General features: G+C 66.0%; 15 protein-coding genes. 2 read left to right on the forward strand and 13 right to left on the reverse strand.

Annotated elements, in window-relative coordinates; translation table 11 throughout:
• Positions 1–28 precede the first annotated feature (28 nt).
• Positions 29–1,102 carry an HNH endonuclease signature motif containing protein gene (locus tag CJEDD_RS03855; protein WP_273657633.1) on the forward strand — a complete coding sequence of 358 codons (1,074 nt, stop codon included), beginning with the start codon at positions 29–31 and terminating at the stop codon, positions 1,100–1,102.
• 33 nt (positions 1,103–1,135) lie between these two features.
• On the opposite strand, the gene CJEDD_RS03860 is transcribed toward CJEDD_RS03855, so the two are convergent.
• From CJEDD_RS03860 to CJEDD_RS03875, 4 genes are read right to left on the reverse strand one after another with little or no spacing between them, the layout of a single operon-like run.
• A complete protein-coding gene (locus CJEDD_RS03860) occupies positions 1,136–2,905 on the reverse strand; it encodes an acetyl/propionyl/methylcrotonyl-CoA carboxylase subunit alpha (protein ID WP_042410084.1) in 1,770 nt (589 codons plus the stop codon).
• Positions 2,906–2,908: 3 nt separating this feature from the next.
• Positions 2,909–4,459, reverse strand: a complete 1,551-nt coding sequence (locus CJEDD_RS03865) for a 5-oxoprolinase subunit B/C family protein (protein WP_042410082.1) — start codon at positions 4,457–4,459, stop codon at positions 2,909–2,911.
• Entirely contained in the window at positions 4,456–5,211 is a 756-nt protein-coding gene (locus CJEDD_RS03870) for a LamB/YcsF family protein (RefSeq protein ID WP_042410080.1), read from the reverse strand. Before CJEDD_RS03870 ends, CJEDD_RS03865 begins: the two co-directional genes overlap by 4 nt.
• 31 nt (positions 5,212–5,242) lie before the next feature.
• A complete protein-coding gene (locus CJEDD_RS03875; protein ID WP_273657634.1) occupies positions 5,243–5,884 on the reverse strand; it encodes a GntR family transcriptional regulator in 642 nt (213 codons plus the stop codon).
• Between the two features lie 187 nt (positions 5,885–6,071).
• Between CJEDD_RS03875 and ppk2 the strand changes: the two genes are divergently transcribed.
• On the forward strand, positions 6,072–6,926 hold the full coding sequence (gene ppk2, locus CJEDD_RS03880; RefSeq protein WP_042405369.1) for a polyphosphate kinase 2: 855 nt from the start codon (positions 6,072–6,074) through the stop codon (positions 6,924–6,926).
• Here the strand turns inward: ppk2 and CJEDD_RS03885 are convergent, their stop codons facing one another.
• The 9 genes from CJEDD_RS03885 to CJEDD_RS03925 form a co-directional block, all read right to left on the reverse strand.
• Positions 6,927–7,505: a DNA-3-methyladenine glycosylase gene (locus tag CJEDD_RS03885; RefSeq protein WP_042405372.1), complete on the reverse strand. Its 579-nt coding sequence runs from the start codon at positions 7,503–7,505 to the stop codon at positions 6,927–6,929. It abuts the gene before it with no gap.
• Positions 7,502–8,266, reverse strand: a complete 765-nt coding sequence (locus CJEDD_RS03890) for an HAD family hydrolase (RefSeq protein ID WP_042405374.1) — start codon at positions 8,264–8,266, stop codon at positions 7,502–7,504. The genes CJEDD_RS03885 and CJEDD_RS03890 overlap by 4 nt, the downstream gene beginning before the upstream one ends.
• Before the next feature lie 40 nt (positions 8,267–8,306).
• Positions 8,307–9,071 (reverse strand): HtaA domain-containing protein, encoded by a 765-nt coding sequence (locus CJEDD_RS03895; RefSeq protein WP_042405376.1) that lies wholly within the window; start codon positions 9,069–9,071, stop codon positions 8,307–8,309.
• A 95-nt stretch (positions 9,072–9,166) separates the two neighbouring features.
• Positions 9,167–9,331, reverse strand: coding sequence for a hypothetical protein (locus CJEDD_RS03900; protein WP_157034394.1), 165 nt, complete (start codon positions 9,329–9,331; stop codon positions 9,167–9,169).
• Positions 9,332–9,438: 107 nt separating this feature from the next.
• Positions 9,439–10,281, reverse strand: a complete 843-nt coding sequence (locus CJEDD_RS03905; protein WP_042405378.1) for an HtaA domain-containing protein — start codon at positions 10,279–10,281, stop codon at positions 9,439–9,441.
• A 107-nt stretch (positions 10,282–10,388) separates the two neighbouring features.
• Positions 10,389–11,153: a heme ABC transporter ATP-binding protein gene (locus tag CJEDD_RS03910; RefSeq protein WP_042405379.1), complete on the reverse strand. Its 765-nt coding sequence runs from the start codon at positions 11,151–11,153 to the stop codon at positions 10,389–10,391.
• Positions 11,150–12,124: a FecCD family ABC transporter permease gene (locus CJEDD_RS03915; RefSeq protein ID WP_420536344.1), complete on the reverse strand. Its 975-nt coding sequence runs from the start codon at positions 12,122–12,124 to the stop codon at positions 11,150–11,152. The genes CJEDD_RS03910 and CJEDD_RS03915 overlap by 4 nt, the downstream gene beginning before the upstream one ends.
• A gap of 65 nt (positions 12,125–12,189) precedes the next feature.
• The gene (locus CJEDD_RS03920) at positions 12,190–13,251 is read right to left on the reverse strand and encodes a heme/hemin ABC transporter substrate-binding protein (RefSeq protein ID WP_042405382.1); all 1,062 of its coding nucleotides are present in this window, start codon (positions 13,249–13,251) and stop codon (positions 12,190–12,192) included.
• Between the two features lie 35 nt (positions 13,252–13,286).
• Positions 13,287–15,131: an HtaA domain-containing protein gene (locus CJEDD_RS03925; protein WP_198132958.1), complete on the reverse strand. Its 1,845-nt coding sequence runs from the start codon at positions 15,129–15,131 to the stop codon at positions 13,287–13,289.
• Positions 15,132–15,165 lie beyond the last annotated feature (34 nt).

Here is a 15,165-nt window from a genome sequence, read left to right on the forward strand (position 1 = left end):
GCGGCGCCGGCCTTGCGAGTCTGGGCCCATGAATCCGTTTGATGCGTTGATTGAGGCGATGTCGGTCGCGGCGTTGGAGACGCTGGATCATTTCGACCTCGATGTCGCGCTTGCCGCCGGTGTGGAGCCGGGGCGGGCGCGGGCGTGGGCGCGTCTGCGTGAGGTGTATTTCGGGGTGACGAAGTTCACGCGCAAGCAGCGCGACGCGGTGCGGTTGGCGCGGGGGCGTTCCCTCGACGAGCTCGCGCTCATCGAGCGGCGCATCAAGCCGGTGACGGACGCGGGGCAGCGGTGGGGGTTGCGCCTGGCGCTGCTGGGGGTTGCGGGGGGTTATGCGGCGATCGAGAAGGCGGCGCGCGAGCTTGTCCCGGCCGAGGAGGCGCCGGCGGTCAACCAGGCGAAGTTCGGCCCGTCGCGGCGGGGTAAGCGCACGCTGCACTTGACCTACGACGAGCGCGAGATGGCCGACATGGAGCACGCCGGCCGGCAGGGGATTGACCCGTCGAAGCCTGCGGCGCAGCAGCTTGCGGATAACTTGGTGGAGCGCTTCTTCGGCGACGGCGGGATCCCTGCGGCGGCGCCCCGGCCGATGGTGCTTGTGCCGTTGCCGGCGTTTACCCGGATCTTGGCGGGCGAGGGCGATGATGTTGTGCTGGCGATGACGGACGGCACGACGATGACGGGGGCTAAGTTTCTCGCCTTGGAGTTCGGCGAGGAGCTTGAGGTGGCGGCGTTTCACCCGGCGGCGGGTGCGGTGAACTTGTATCGCACGCAGCGGTTGGCGAATGGGAAGCAGCGGGATTTGGCGCGGCTTTCGATGCCGGTGTGTGCGTTTCCGGGGTGCCGGCACGGGGCGGAGGCGTGCGAGATCCACCACGTGACGGCGTGGAAGCACGGCGGGGAGACGAACGTGGACAACCTCGCGCCGTTGTGTCGGTACCACAACCGGGTCAATGACGACGATCCGTGGCGCAGCGTGCGCGGGCGCATCGCGATGATCCGCGGCGCGCCCACGTGGATCTCGCCCGGCGGGGTCCCGGTGAAAAACTCCGACCGCGGGGCGATGGACCAACTCTTCGGGTACGAAAAAGCGCCCCGGTAGCAACCGAGGCGCTGGTTAGGGGAGCGCCAACGCCTACGAAATCGTCGCGATCGTGGCGTTCGCCTTCACGCGCTCGCCCTGCTTCGCCGCGAGCGAGATCTGCCCGTCGCGCGGCGCCTTGATCGCGGACTCCATCTTCATCGCTTCGATGGTGGCGATCGGGTCGCCCTGCGCCACGACGTCCCCGTCGCTGACGAGCCACTCGACGATGGTCGCCTCGTACTTTGTGGTCACCGCGCCCGCCGCGTCGCCGGCCGGGGCGTCCGCGGCACCCGCACCATCCGTCGCGCCCGCGCCGCTGGCACCGAGCAGGGAGACGGGGAAGCCGATCGTGTGCAGCTGCCCGTCGATCTCGACGACGATGTTGCGGCGCTCGTCGTACAGGTGCTCGATGTCCACGCCGTTGTGGCGCGCGGACGGCGAGTAGTTGTGGTCCACCCAGTCGGTGTAGACGTCGAGCGAGTCGCCGGTGAGCTCGGGCGCGATCACCATGTCGCGGTGGAACGGCAGCACGGTGCGCACGCCCTCGATCTCGAACTCAGCAAGCGCCTGCTCGGCGCGCCGCAGGGCGGTGTCGCGGTCCGGGCCCCACACGATGAGCTTGCCCATGAGCGAGTCGTAGTACGGCGGGATCTCGCCGCCGGTGCGCACGCCCGTGTCGACGCGGATGCCGGGGCCGGTAGGTACGTCGAAACGCGTAACCGTCCCCGGCGAGGGCGCGAAGCCGTTCGTGACATCCTCCGCGTTGATACGGAACTCGAAGGCGTGCCCGCGTATCGACGGGTCGATCCCGCCGTCCGCGTCATTCCCCTCGGCGTCATTCCCCTCGGCGAACGAGAGCGGCTTGCCGTCGGCGATGCGGAACTGCTCGGCGACGATGTCCACGCCGGTCACGGCCTCGGTGACGGGGTGCTCCACCTGCACGCGGGTGTTGACCTCCAAAAACGACACGGTGCCGTCCTCCGAGACGATGTACTCGACCGTGCCCGCGGACTGGTAGCCGGCCTTGCGGCAGATCTCGCGCGCGCCCTCCTCGATGGCGGTGCGCTGCTCGTCGGTGAGGAACGGCGCGGGGGCCTCCTCGATGAGCTTCTGGAAGCGGCGCTGCGTGGAGCAGTCGCGGGTGCCGAGGACGGCGACGTTGCCGTGGGCGTCGGCAAGCACCTGCGCCTCGACGTGGCGCGGGTGGACGAGAAACTTCTCCACGTAGCACTCGCCGCGCCCGAACGCCTCCTTCGCCTCGCGGCCGGCGGAGGCGAAGCCCTCCTCGATGTCGTCCTCGTCGAAGACGACCTTGAGGCCACGCCCGCCGCCGCCGAACGCGGCCTTGATGGCGATGGGCATGCCGTACTCGTTGGCGAAGTCGCGGGCCTCCTCCCACGTCTGCAGCGGCTCGCCGGTGCCCGGGGCGAGCGGCGCGTCGGCCTCGACGGCGAGCGCGCGGGCGGAGAGCTTGTCGCCGAGCAGCTCGATGGCCTCCGGGGACGGGCCGATCCACGTCAGGCCGGCGTCGCGCACGGTGCGCGCGAAGTCCGCGTTCTCGGAGAGGAAGCCGTAGCCGGGGTGGAGGCAGTCGGCGCCGGCGCGGTGGGCGACCTCGATGAGTGCCGGGATGTTCATGTACGTCTCGGCGGACGTCTTGCCGGGCAGGAGGTACGCCTCGTCGGCGACCTGGGTGTGCAGCGCGCCGGTGTCGGGCTCGGAGTAGACCGCGATCGAGCGAACACCCAGATCCCGCGCGGTGCGGGCGATGCGGACGGCGATCTCGCCACGGTTAGCGATGAGAACAGCGTTCAAAGTCATGTATTAGTCCTTTGCAATGGGATAGCGCTCGAAGCGGAGTTTACCGCCGGGCGGCAGCTGCGCCGCAATGTCGACGTCCTCGTTGATCACGGTCGCGATGACGGGATATCCGCCGGTCACGGCGTGATCACGGAGAAAAAGTACCGGCTGACCGTTGGGCGGGATCTGCACGGAGCCGGCGACCATGCCCTCGCTCGGCAGCTCCCCGTCGCGGGTGCGGGTGATCGGCACGTCGGATTCGAGGCGCAGGCCCACGCGGTTGGATTCGCCGGTGACGGTGAAGGTGGTGGAGAAGAACTGCTCGACGGCCGCCTCGCCGAACCAGTCGTCGCGTGGGCCGAGGACGCAGCGCACGGTGCCCACGACGTCGCCGCCGACGCGCTCGACGCGCAGCGGGTTGGACAGCAGCGAGTTCGCGGACTGCGGCTGCGTGAGCGCCATCGCGATGGTGTCGCCGGCGGCGAGCGGCTTCGGGCCGAGGCCGGAGAGCATGTCGGTCGCCGCGGAGTCGAGCTCGGTGTCGGCGATGAGCCCGCCGCGCACGGCGATGTAGTTGCGGAAGCCCAGGCGCGGCTGCTTCACGACGAGCTCCGCCCCCGCCGGCACAATCGTCGGCGTGGCCAGCGGCACGGGCCGCCCGCCGACGGTGACGTCCGCGTCGGCGCCGGTGACGCACACGACCGTCTCGGCGAGCGCCGTGAGCGCGCACCCGCCGACGTTTTCCAGCAGCGTGGCGTTGCGCTTGTTGCCCACCGCGGAGTTCGCCGTGCGGGCGGAGGCGCGGTCGGCGGAACCGGACGTCGTCACGCCTAAGTTCCCGTTGCCCTGGCGGCCGAGGTCCTGGTAGAGCGTCTGCAGGCCGGCGTCGTCGAGGGTGAACACGGGCCGGCGTGGCGGGGTGGCGAGGTGCTTGTGGGCGAGCTCGGCGTCGCCCGGCAGCGCGTCGACGGCGCGGTAGTGCACGCGGTCGCCAGGCGCGACGAGCGCGGGCGGGGTGGCGGTGGAGTCCCACATCGGCGTGTTCGTCGTGCCGATGAGCTGCCAGCCGCCGGGCGAGGTGCGCGGGTAGACCGCGGAGAACTCGCCGGCGAGCGCAACGGCGCCCGCGGGCACGGCGGTGCGCGGGGTGTCGCGGCGCGGCACCTCGAGCGCGCGCGAGGCGTCCTCGGGCACGCAGTAGGTGAAGCCGGGGGCGAAGCCGCCAAACGCGGCGACCCAGGTGGTCGACGTGTGCCAGTCGACGAGCTCGTCCTCGCCCATGCCGAGCGACGCCGCGAGCGCCGCGACGTCCTCGCCGTCGTAGCGCACGTCGATGGTGATGTCGCGCGGTTCGCCGAGCTCCGCGGCGTCGGGGGAGAAGGTCTCGAGGGTGCGGATCGCCCGGGTGGTGGCCGTCGGCGAATCGAAGGTGAGCAGCACGGTGCGTGCCGCGGCGACGACGTCGGTCTGGTGGTCGAGCGGGGCGGCCGAGAGCGCGGCGTACCAGTCCATGACGGTGGCGAGGTCGGGCAGGTCGACGATGAGGCCGCGGGTGCCTACGCGTTTGACGTTCACAGGACGGCCTCGATGCGGATGCCCTGTTCGTTGAGCGAGCGCACGACGCTGCGGGTGAGCTCGACGGAGCCCGGCGAGTCGCCGTGGACGCAGACGGATTCGGCCTGGACTTTCACTTCCGTGCCGTCGATGGCGGTGACGGAGCCGGTTTCGGCGACTTGGAGCACTCGCTTGGCGACGTCCTCCGGGTCGTGCATGACCGCGTTCGGCTCGCGGCGCGACACGAGCGTGCCGTCGGGGTTGTACCCGCGGTCGGCGAAGGCCTCGCGGATGACGCGCAGGCCGGCGTGCTCGGCGATGTCGACGGCGACGCCGCCGGGCAGGAGCATGACAGCGAGGTCGGGGCTGAACGCCTTGATGCCCTCGATGACGGCTTGGGCGTGCGCCTCGTGGTGGACGATGGTGTTGTAGAGCGCGCCGTGGGGCTTGACGTATTTCACGGTGAGGCCGTGGACGCGGGCGAGGGCGTCGAGGGCGCCGATCTGGTAGAGCGTCTCGTCGGCGAGCTCGGCCGGGGCGTAGTCCATGAAGCGGCGGCCGAAGCCGACGGGGTCGTGGTAGGCGACGTGGGCGCCGAGCGTGACGTTATGGGCCGCGGCGTCCTTTAAGGTGCCTGCGATGGAGTGGGGGTCGCCGGCGTGGAAGCCGGTGGCGACGTTGGCGCTGGAGACCATTTCCAGCATCGCCGCGTCGTCCGCGACTGGGTTGCCGGCAGTGGTTTCCCCGAGGTCTGCGTTGAGGTCGATGTGCATGACCCTAGTTATACCGCCAGGGGGGTGTCGCCTAGTTCACATCCCCGTTGTTGATCTTCTCGATCATCTCGATGATCTCCTCGCTCTGCGCGAGCAGCTGCGTCTGCAGGTAGTCGGACGCGCCCTGGCGGTCGCCTGCCTTGACCATCTCGACGATGCGCTCGTTGACGTCGATGAAGTGGCGGTTGAACGACGGGTCGCGCTCGAGGATGGGCAGGGTGGCCAGGCGCATGAACGCGTCGAGCTGGTCCATCGTGTCGCCGAGGGTCTTCGAGCCCATGGAGGCGAGCACGACGTGGTGGAACGCCTGGTTCACGGCGATGAAGAGGTCGTCGTCCTCCTCCTCGATGGCCACGCGCGCTTCGGCGTTGAGCTCTTCGAGGCGGTCCACGTCGAGGTCCGGGCCCCACAGCAGCGCGGCCGGCTCAATGGCGGCGCGGGCGCGGAAGGTGTCCGTGACGAATTCGGGGGACGGGGTGGCCAGGAACACGCCGCGGTTGGGGATGCGTTCGCACAGGCCTTCCGACGTCAGCATCGCGAACGCTTCACGCAAGGTGTTGCGGGAGACGCCGAAACGCTCCGCGAGGGCAACCTCATTGAGCTTCTGCCCGGGGGCGAACTCGCCGCGGGAGATCGCGCGGCGGATCTCGGCGGAAACGTTATGTGCAAGCATGGCATCCGTTAGGCTCGTGCGCCGGGCTGCGGGGAACCGCAGGTGACCGACCAATTATCTAAGAACTGACATGAGTATAGCCCATGCATTGTTCAACAATGTGCATGCTAGCGAAAATGATGGTGCCTTCTTAGGTATCACCACCGCATTCGGGGGGACGGCGGGTTGCCGAGTACCGTACAGCCCTATGAGCACCAGCAACACCGACAAGAACAAGCCCGCGAAGCTGTCGAAGAAGGCCTACGAGAAAGAGCTGCTCCGCCTGCAGGCGGAGCTCGTCGCCATGCAGCATTGGGTCGTGGAGAACGGCGAGCGCGTAGTCATCGTGATGGAGGGCCGCGACGCCGCCGGCAAGGGCTCCGCGATCAAGCGCATCACCCAGTACATGAACCCGCGCACCTGCCGCGTCGAGGCGCTGCCGAAGCCGACGGACCGCGAAGCCGGCCAGTGGTACTTCCAGCGCTACGTGGAAAAGCTGCCGACGAAGGGCGAGATCGTCATCTTCGACCGCTCCTGGTACAACCGCGCCGGCGTCGAGCGCGTCATGGGCTTTTGCACCTCGCAGGAGTACCGCCGCTTCCTCCACCAGGCGCCGATCTTCGAGCGCCTCCTCGTCGAGGACGGCATCATGCTGCGCAAGTACTGGTTCTCCGTCTCCGATGAGGAGCAGTACAAGCGCTTCCAGTCGCGCCGTAACGACCCCTTGCGCCAGTGGAAGCTCTCGCCGATGGACCTCGAGTCCATCACGAAGTGGGAGGAGTACTCCCGCGCGAAGGACGAGATGTTCGTGCACACCGACATCCCGTCCGCGCCGTGGTACACGGTGGAAAGCGAGGACAAGAAGCGCTCCCGCATCAACGTGATCTCGCACCTCTTGTCGACGATTCCCTACGAGCACGTCCGCCCGGAGCTGCCGGAGATCCCGGACCGCCCGGAGATCACCGACTACGAGCGCCCCCCGCGCGACGAGTTCCGCTACGTGCCCGACGTCGCGGCGGATCTTGAGCGCGGTGGCAAGAAAAAGAAGAAGCACAAGAAGTAGCTAGCGCGGCTTCGGGTACCCCCGCGGCGAGGAGACGGTCTTGTCGCCGGGGATCCAGAACCGCCACGGCGCGTCCGAGTTTTTCGAGATCCCGATGCGCGGGCCCGCCACCCACTCCGGCTCCTCCGCGCGCGGGGTGAGCTGTACCGGCGTGCCGTTGTCCGGGAGTGTGAGCCCCAGCGCCTGGCCGAGGTTGCCCGGCCCGCGCGCGAGGCTCTCGAACGCGATTTCCGCGCGCTCGGGGCGCTGCCGCCGCTCGCGGGCGAGCTCCTCACCGGCGACGACTTCGCCGCCGCGCATGAGGCAGCCCTGGCCGACGCCCTCCGGCGCGCACACGATGTTGCCGTTGTGGTGGATGCCGTACGAGAAGTAGACGTAGAACCTCCCGGGCGGGCCGAACATCGTGGCGTTGCGCGCCGTTTTGCCCTTGTACGTGTGCGCCGCCGGGTCGTCGGCGCCGAGGTACGCCTCCACCTCGGTGAGGCGGATGCTCACCCCGTTGTGGGTGACCACGCAGCCGAGCAGCTGCGGGCCGACGACGTCGGCAGGCTGGGTGAAATCGATCGACGACTCGATCATGCCAGCCAAGCCTTCAGCTTTTCGATGGCGCCACCGTCTTCGCAGCGACCGACCACTTCGTCCGCGATCGCTTTGACATCTTCATGCGCGTTGCCCATCGCCACCGCATGGCCCGCAGCCTTGAGCATGCCGAGATCATTGAGATAATCGCCGATGGCGGCTGTGTCCTGCCGCGCCACACTCAACGTGGAGGCTAGGGCCTCAAGCGCGTGACCTTTGTCGGCATCGGGGTCCATGACGTCGATCCAGTGCTTGCCGCTGAGCAGCACGCGCAGTTCGGGCACCTGGGATTCGACCCAGTCCAGTGCTTCAGCCTCGGCATCCCCTTGGACGTAGATGGCGATTTTGACCACGTTGTCCAACGGGGCGTCGTGAAGCGAAAAAAGCTCCTCGCGCGAGCGGTAGTACCGCGAGACCTCCTCGCTGATCTCCGGTGGAAGGTCATTCCGCGTGAAGCAGACCTCCGGCGCGCAGACGACCGCGTATGAGGTGAACGGCGCAGCTTCGAGGGCTTCGAGCAGGCGCCGAACCGGGGTCGCCGACATCGCCGTCGTGGACACAATTTCGCCTTGATGCCACACCACTGCGCCATTTTCGGCGATGAAAGTCTCTGGTGGGTCCGCGGCAAACATGTGGCGGAGCGTGGCCAGCTGGCGGCCGGACGCCGGAGCAATCACCAGGTCCCGCTGTCGCGCTTTCTGGAGCACCGGCCAGAACGAATCGGGGATGTCCTGGCCGGTGATCAGCAGCGTGCCGTCCATGTCCAAGGCTACGAGTCTGGGTGCATTCACCCGGTCGAGCCTAGCGCGGAAGGAAATGCGCCAGCCGCGCCTGCACCTCCGGACGTGTCCAGGCGAACGCGAGACCACCGACAACCCCGAGCACCGCCACCACAATGCCAGCGATTGCGGAAGGCGAGAGCCGGGATGTCTGCTCGAACTGCACGTTGAGGTCAACCCCAGAGTCCTTCAACACCGTTCCCTTGGGGTAGTGCTTGAGCGACCGTTCCGTGCCGATAGCGGAGGTAATTTCCCGGTTGGTCTCCATGATGTCACGCGGTGGGGCGATTTCCTTGTCTAGCGTGAAGGTAACCAGAGGCTGGTCGTCACCCTCAGCGGCAACCGCCTCGTAGGTCTTGTTGGCCACGCCGCTGAGCTTGTAGTCACCGTAGAGCGTGGCCTCCTTGCCTTGCACCTGCACCTTGAGATCCCAGTACTTGACGTCGACTGCCCAACCGCTAGAACCGCCCGCGTTCTTGTACCCCTGCACATGGGCTGCGCCGTCGAGCGCAAATGTCCAGGTTCCGTCCGTGTTTGTCGCGGAGGCGATCGGGAACGTGAACTTGAGGGTTTCCGGGTCGTAAGTGGCACCGCCTTCAGTCAGCGCCTGACCTTGGCCCTTGATTACAGCTTGGTTGATGAACCCTTTAGAGATCGGCCAGACGAACGTTCCTTGCACCGGGTGGTTTGGGGCAGCTGCGGCAGAGGGGGCGGTGACAAGGGCCGCAGAGCAGAGGGCAATCGCTGTTGCAATCGCCGTTCCGGGCCTGGTGGTTGTGGCGGGCATGAGGTTCTTTTCTTTCTCTACTTTTGGATGGAAATACCCACCGCGAGCACGCGGCCAGTGAGGCTTGTGGAGTGTTCGAGGTGGGTTGCGAGAAGTTAAGGCTGCGGCAGCCGCGGCAGCGGGGGAGGGGCGAGGCTGAGGATCCTGGCCGTCCCTTGCACCAGCGCGGCGAGCACCAGCGCCACGCCTGCGGTTGCGAGCACCGAAGTGACCACGGTGGTGGCCTGTGCCGCGGGTGACCCCTTCTCAGTCGAGGACATCTGTTCGACCGAGCTTTGCTTTACGACGGGCTGTTCTTCTGCCGCGGCAGAAGGAACAAGCGTGAGTGCCACCGACAGGGCGGCGCAGGTTGCGAGTGCGCGGCGCATTAGGACGGCATGAACTGGGCGATGATGGCCTTTACCTGCGGCAGGGTGGAGGCGTAGGCCAGGCCACCGACGACCGCGAGGATGCCGATCACAATGCCAGCGATCGCACCCGGGGACAGCGCGCCGTCCTGCTTGGCGGAGCCGTCTTGGTCGGCCGGCTTCGGGTCGGCCGGCTTCGGGTGCGCAGGCTTCGTGTTGGCCGGCTTCGGTGCAGCCTTGAACTCGACCGTCGCACCCACCTTGCTGTCCTCGATTGGCTTGCCCACCTCGTAGCTGGTACCGAAGATGTCCACGCCGAACTCGGTCATCTTGGTCGGGGTGAAGGTGAGCTCCTTCTTCTCGCCGGCAACCGGCTTCGGGGCTTCCTTCACCTCGAATTCGACGATCGGCTTGTCGTCGCCGGTGGAGGTGGTCGGCTCGCTGCCGGGCATGCCGCCCTTGCGCACGTAGTCGGCCTGGAGGTGGCCCTTTTCGCCGTTGATCACGATCTTGAAGTCGGACATTTGGATGTCCATGGCGCCGTGGTGGCCTTCGATGCGGAAGGCGCCGTCGAGGTTGATCGTGCCCTCGCCCTTCTCATTCAATGCAGAGTCTGCAGCGTTGACCGGGAACTTGAAGTCGACGAGCTTGCCGTCCTTCTCTACTTTCTCAGCACCCTCAGAAACGGTGATGGTGCTGGCGACGAACGGGGCCTGCACGTAGCGCAGGAAGGATTCCTTGATATTCCAGGTGGCAGAGCCGGACTGGATCTCAGGCGTCGCAGCGAAAGCCGTGGGTGCGAACAGGGAAGTGGAGGCGACAGCGGCAGCTGTAAACAGTGCCAGGGTGGAGGTGCGGGACATCGGACGTCCTTTCAAAATTGGGCCAGGAGGCGGTAACAGTAAGGTCACGCTTATCTTACTAAAGTAAGCCTAACCTTATCAACCTATTGGGGGTAGTTGGGGTAGCCTTACCCCGTGCTGTCTGCCCTGGCAGGAGATACAAATACGTGCCCGTCGACACGCGAAACCGCGATCGGCCAGTCGTACACAGCGCTCAAGACATCCCCCGAATACACCTCGTGTACCGGTCCTGACGCCGCAATCGTTCCCTCCTTGAGGCACACCACACGGTCGCAGTAACGCGCCGCCAATTGCAGGTCGTGCAACACCACGATCACGGTGACTCCCTTCGCGGCGAGCGTCCGCACCAGCCCCATCGTCTGCTCTTGGTAGCGGACGTCCATCGCTGCCGTCGGTTCGTCCAGAAACACCACAGGTGTCCGTTGCGCCAGTACCCGGGCAAATGCTGCGCGCGAGCGTTCGCCGCCGGAAAGCGTCACTACCTCCCGGTCTTGCAGGTGCGTCATACCGGTGGCGGCGAGCGCGTCGTCCACAATCTCAGCGTCTTCGGGTCCCGCTCCCCAGGGGTGTCGGCCCATCTCTACCACGTCGCGCACGAGGAAAGAGAATGCGACAGCCACGTCCTGCAACATGACGGCTCGCGTCCGTGCGAGTTCTCGAGCATTGCTTCGTGACGTCTCTTTGCCTGCCAATTCCACTGTGCCGCCCGCAATCGGTATGTCGCCGGAGAGTGCGGCGAGCAGCGTCGATTTGCCGGCCCCGTTCGGTCCGATGAGGCCCGTGACCTCTCCGGCGTTGGCGCTCATGCTGACGTTGTCGAGGATCGTGCGTCCCTGTTTCACCACGGTCACGCCGTGTGCCCGCACCGTCATAGCTCGTGGCTCTTTCGCAGCGTTTGGCGCAGCAGGAAGAAGAAGGTGGGTCCGCCAATGAGCGCGGTAAAGATCCCGATGGGCAGGTCTGCAAACGGGATGATGGTGCGGGCGAAGATGTCGCCCGCTCCGATCAGCAGTGCGCCACCGAGTGCAGAGGCGGGAAGCAGGACAGCGTTCGACGGGCCCACGGCCGTCCGCACGATGTGCGGAATGACCAACCCCACAAAGCCAACCAACCCGGCAAACGACACTGCTGCTGCGGTGAGCAGTGTCGACAGCACAATCGCAGCCATCCGCAGCCGGGAAACATTGATGCCCACGTGGTAGGCCGCTTGATCCCCGAGCGCGAGGATGTCCAGTTTGCGTCCCAGAAACATCGCGAGGACGAGGGAGACCGCCACGACTGCGGCCACGGCACCCGTCTGGGCCCAATTCGCCCCAGCGAGGGTGCCCATCTGCCAAAAGATGATCTGGTCGCGGGCTGTGGTGGGCGCCATGAACGTCAGCAGGGAAATCACGGCGCCGCTGATGGCGTTTGCCGCGATGCCAACCAAGATAAGGTTGATCACCCGCACCTTTCCTCCGGAACGAGAGAGGTAGTAGACCACGGCGGTGGCGAGCGTGCCGGAGAGGAAGGCGAAGACGGGCACCGTCATTGTGCCGAAGGAGCTGATTCCAAATACCAGCGCCGTGGCGGCGCCCACGCCCGCGCCGGAGCTCACACCAATCACACTTGGTTCCGCGAGAGGGTTGGCAAACACAGCTTGCATGAGTGCCCCGCCCACACCGAGTGCGGCGCCGACAAAGAGTCCGAGGACGAGCCTCGGAAGACGAATTTGCCACACTACAGAGGCGTCGAGCGTGGTCGCAGACATCGGCCCGGCGGTGATGATCGGCCACAGCTCGCCCGGAGAAAGCTCGAATTGGCCCACCATGATCGAGGCCACCGCGGTGCATGCCAGCAGCACAACAGTCACAGCAAAGAGCACAACGCGGCCCCTGCGGCGGGCCTGGAAGGCGGAGAGTTGGGAGCTCACTCATCCTCCCCGTACAGAGCGTGGGCGGCGCGGAGCAGCATTTCACCCGTTTGCGGCCCAAAGGCGAGCGAGTCGCCGTCGGGAAGGGAGAGCACCCGTTTGTTCTGTCCGGCGGTGGTTTCGGCAACGCCAGGGCGCTGGAGCAGACCCTCGATGTCGCCGGTTGATTTCAGCCCGCCGTTCATCATCACGAACACCTCGGGGTTCACTTCCGCCAACGCCTCGGGGCTCGCGGGGGAGGAGCCTCCCATACCGTGCTGGGTGTTCACGTCTACGCCGCCGAGTGCTTCGATCAGATCCTGCGTGCCGTCTTCGCCGCCGAGAAGGTAGAACACGCCGCCAGTGCCGCGGGCGTACAAGAACGACATGCGCAGCGGCTCAGCTGGCGCAACTTGCGCGATGGCAGCGAGCGCCTCGTCCACCTCCCGCTGGCTGCGCTCGGCCAAGAGCCGACCGGCTTCTGGCTCGCCAACAATCGTTGCGAGGTTGATGATGTCTTCGCTCATGGATTTCATCGATCGCGTCGGCTCCATCACGACCGTGGTCACGCCGGCCGCGCGAATCTGGTCGATGGCTTCAATCGGGCCTACCGAGTGGTCCACAATCACCAGCGTCGGGCGCAGGTTGAGGATGGCTTCAACGTTGAGGGAATGCCCGTTTTCGGTCACGACGGGCAGATGGCTTAACGACGGCTCCGCTGAACTCACCGTCCTTCCCACAATGTTGTCCGCCAGCCCAATGCCGCGCAGGGTCTTCGTGTAGGTGCCGTATATGTCGAGGGCGAGGATGCGCGACGTGTCGGTGATTGTGACGTCGTAGCCGTCAGCATCGGTGAGTTCAACCGGGAGCGCCTCTTGCCGCGGGGCATCTACCGGCTCCACCTCTGAAATCTCCGTGACCATGGCGACCCCCTGTGCTTGGTGTGGGTCACCTCCTGCGTGCAGCGAATCCGCAAGCTGCTGAGTCTCCACCTGAACCGGGTTGTCCCACGCGGCGCAGCCCGCAAGTGGCAGCGTCGCAGCGAGCAACACTGCAGCGAGCGTCTTGTTGAATTTCATTGTGTGTTGTTTCCTTTGTGTCCCAATCGGGTTCCTTAAGCCGACATTGCGAACCGCGCGAGGGCACCACCTGCACCAACGAGTGAGGCGATGAGCAGGAGCAGTTTGGCCACCACTTCGTCATCCCACCCGCCAGTTCCGGTGTTGGAATCCCCAGCCACGTTCTTTATCTGGAATTTTCCGCCTTCAGGTTGCTTGGCCGAAGCCACAGTCTCAGCTCCTTCCACTTCGTCGAACACGGAGCCGCCCATGCTGGCGCCGCCGGATTGCAGCTTGGCCTGCGCTTGCGACGTGCCGCCGCGGAGTTTTGCCGCGTCATTAGCGGAGCCGCCTTTGCCGGTCGCGGCCGCCGAAGTTGTCTCGGCCTGGCCTTCAACACAGTTGGCGGAGCCTCCGAGTTGTGCCGTGAAGCTGATCGGATCGAGTGCATCCCCGGCTGGGTAGAACTGCCCGAAGGCTTCTGCACCGACGTCGGTCAGCGATGCGGTAGCGGTGCCGGAGACGTGCGAGTCCCCCACGTTGAGGTCAGTGAACTGCAGGTTTGCAATGGCAATGCGCCCAAAATCGTTTGATTTACCTTCCGTGCTGTTGGAGGAGGCGTTGAGGATGATTTGGCCCGTATTGCCGTTGAATTGGATCTCCATGTTGGAGAATCTCGTGTCCAACACCCCGCCGTGGCCGGTGAAACGGATTGAGCCCGGGTACAGAATGGACCCAGAGCGTGAATCTGGATCGACAGCGCCTGAGTTGCCGGTGAAATTGAACGCGTCACCGTCATCTCCCACGCCGGTCAGTTCCCACGAGCCCTTCGCGATGTTGCCTCGGATGTAGGTGCGGAACGACTTTCGCACACCCCATTTCGCTTCCGCGCTGGTCACGCCCTTCGACTTCGCACCGGTGCACACCGCACCTGGAGCACCGCCACCGGCTGCGCCAGCACCGGTCGAGCCACTCGTGCCAGCTGCTGCGCCGTTGCCGCTCCGGGTGACGCCCGTTTGCCTGGCGGTCGTTCCAGTACTAACGCCTTTGCCCGCACCTGATCCCGTGGTTCCGCTCGTGCTCGTCCCCGAAGCGGTGCCAGTACCCGATCCGGTCGGACGACTGGTTCCACCAGCGCCGCCGGTTGGCTGCGGTGCTAGTGCCTGGGCCTGTGACGCCGCTTGCGTTAGCCCAGTAGGGGGATTGGTCCGGTTGTACAGTGCCTCGCCATTTTTCAACAGGTTGTCAGAGTTGACCACGAGGCCGTTGAGCTCAATGAGTGTGTCGTTGATGGTGCCGAGCAGGCTCGCGGGTCCAGAGGTCGCGTTGGAGCGGGTCGCACCCGTGCCGCCGGTGCCACTTGGAGAGACACCTTGCGCAGCACCGACCGAGAACTGCGGCGTCGGGGCTGGTCCGGACGCGTCGGTGAGCGAGAGAGTGATCGAGATTGGATCGAGCGCCTCGCCTACTTCGTAGAATCCACCGAAGATATTGGCTCCGCTGGCCGTCAGCGTAGCGGTGCCCGAGAGAGTGGTTTGCGGCGCAGTGAAATCGGGGGCGTGCGTCAGCGCAATCGTGGCCAGGACTTCCTGGCGCCCTTCACGGATTGCGCCTGTCTTTTCCATGCCTTCGTATTTCCGCGAGGTGTAATCCACGCGTAGTTCACCCTGGGTCCCATTCACCACCACGATCGGGTTGCGCAGAGACATGTCCAGTGCCCCATTGTGGCCGGTGAAGTGCACCTCTCCTGTGAAGTTGATCTGGCCCGAGTCGGCCGAACTGATGGCGGCGGATTCAAAGGGGAATTGAAAGGTGGAGCCCGAGCGGGTGGTGCCGCCGCTGGTGGAAATGGTGCCCTTGGCAACGCCGGTCTCGATGTATTTGCGGAATGATTCGCGCACGCCCCAATCCATCGTTGCCGCGGTGACAGACCGG

Origin of the sequence: Corynebacterium jeddahense, assembly GCF_028609865.1 — a bacterium.
Taxonomy (GTDB): domain Bacteria; phylum Actinomycetota; class Actinomycetes; order Mycobacteriales; family Mycobacteriaceae; genus Corynebacterium; species Corynebacterium jeddahense.

Coding starts and splice junctions, on each gene's coding strand:
- CJEDD_RS03855 (WP_273657633.1), top strand. CDS start 29: ATGAATCCGTTTGATGCGTTGATTGAGGCGATGTCGGTCGCGGCGTTG.
- CJEDD_RS03875 (WP_273657634.1), bottom strand. CDS start 5,884: ATGCTTGCACATAACGTTTCCGCCGAGATCCGCCGCGCGATCTCCCGC.
- ppk2 (WP_042405369.1), top strand. CDS start 6,072: ATGAGCACCAGCAACACCGACAAGAACAAGCCCGCGAAGCTGTCGAAG.
- CJEDD_RS03920 (WP_042405382.1), bottom strand. CDS start 13,251: ATGAAATTCAACAAGACGCTCGCTGCAGTGTTGCTCGCTGCGACGCTG.
- CJEDD_RS03890 (WP_042405374.1), bottom strand. CDS start 8,266: ATGGACGGCACGCTGCTGATCACCGGCCAGGACATCCCCGATTCGTTC.
- CJEDD_RS03860 (WP_042410084.1), bottom strand. CDS start 2,905: ATGACTTTGAACGCTGTTCTCATCGCTAACCGTGGCGAGATCGCCGTC.
- CJEDD_RS03900 (WP_157034394.1), bottom strand. CDS start 9,331: ATGTCCTCGACTGAGAAGGGGTCACCCGCGGCACAGGCCACCACCGTG.
- CJEDD_RS03910 (WP_042405379.1), bottom strand. CDS start 11,153: ATGACGGTGCGGGCACACGGCGTGACCGTGGTGAAACAGGGACGCACG.
- CJEDD_RS03885 (WP_042405372.1), bottom strand. CDS start 7,505: ATGATCGAGTCGTCGATCGATTTCACCCAGCCTGCCGACGTCGTCGGC.
- CJEDD_RS03895 (WP_042405376.1), bottom strand. CDS start 9,071: ATGCCCGCCACAACCACCAGGCCCGGAACGGCGATTGCAACAGCGATT.
- CJEDD_RS03870 (WP_042410080.1), bottom strand. CDS start 5,211: ATGCACATCGACCTCAACGCAGACCTCGGGGAAACCACTGCCGGCAAC.
- CJEDD_RS03905 (WP_042405378.1), bottom strand. CDS start 10,281: ATGTCCCGCACCTCCACCCTGGCACTGTTTACAGCTGCCGCTGTCGCC.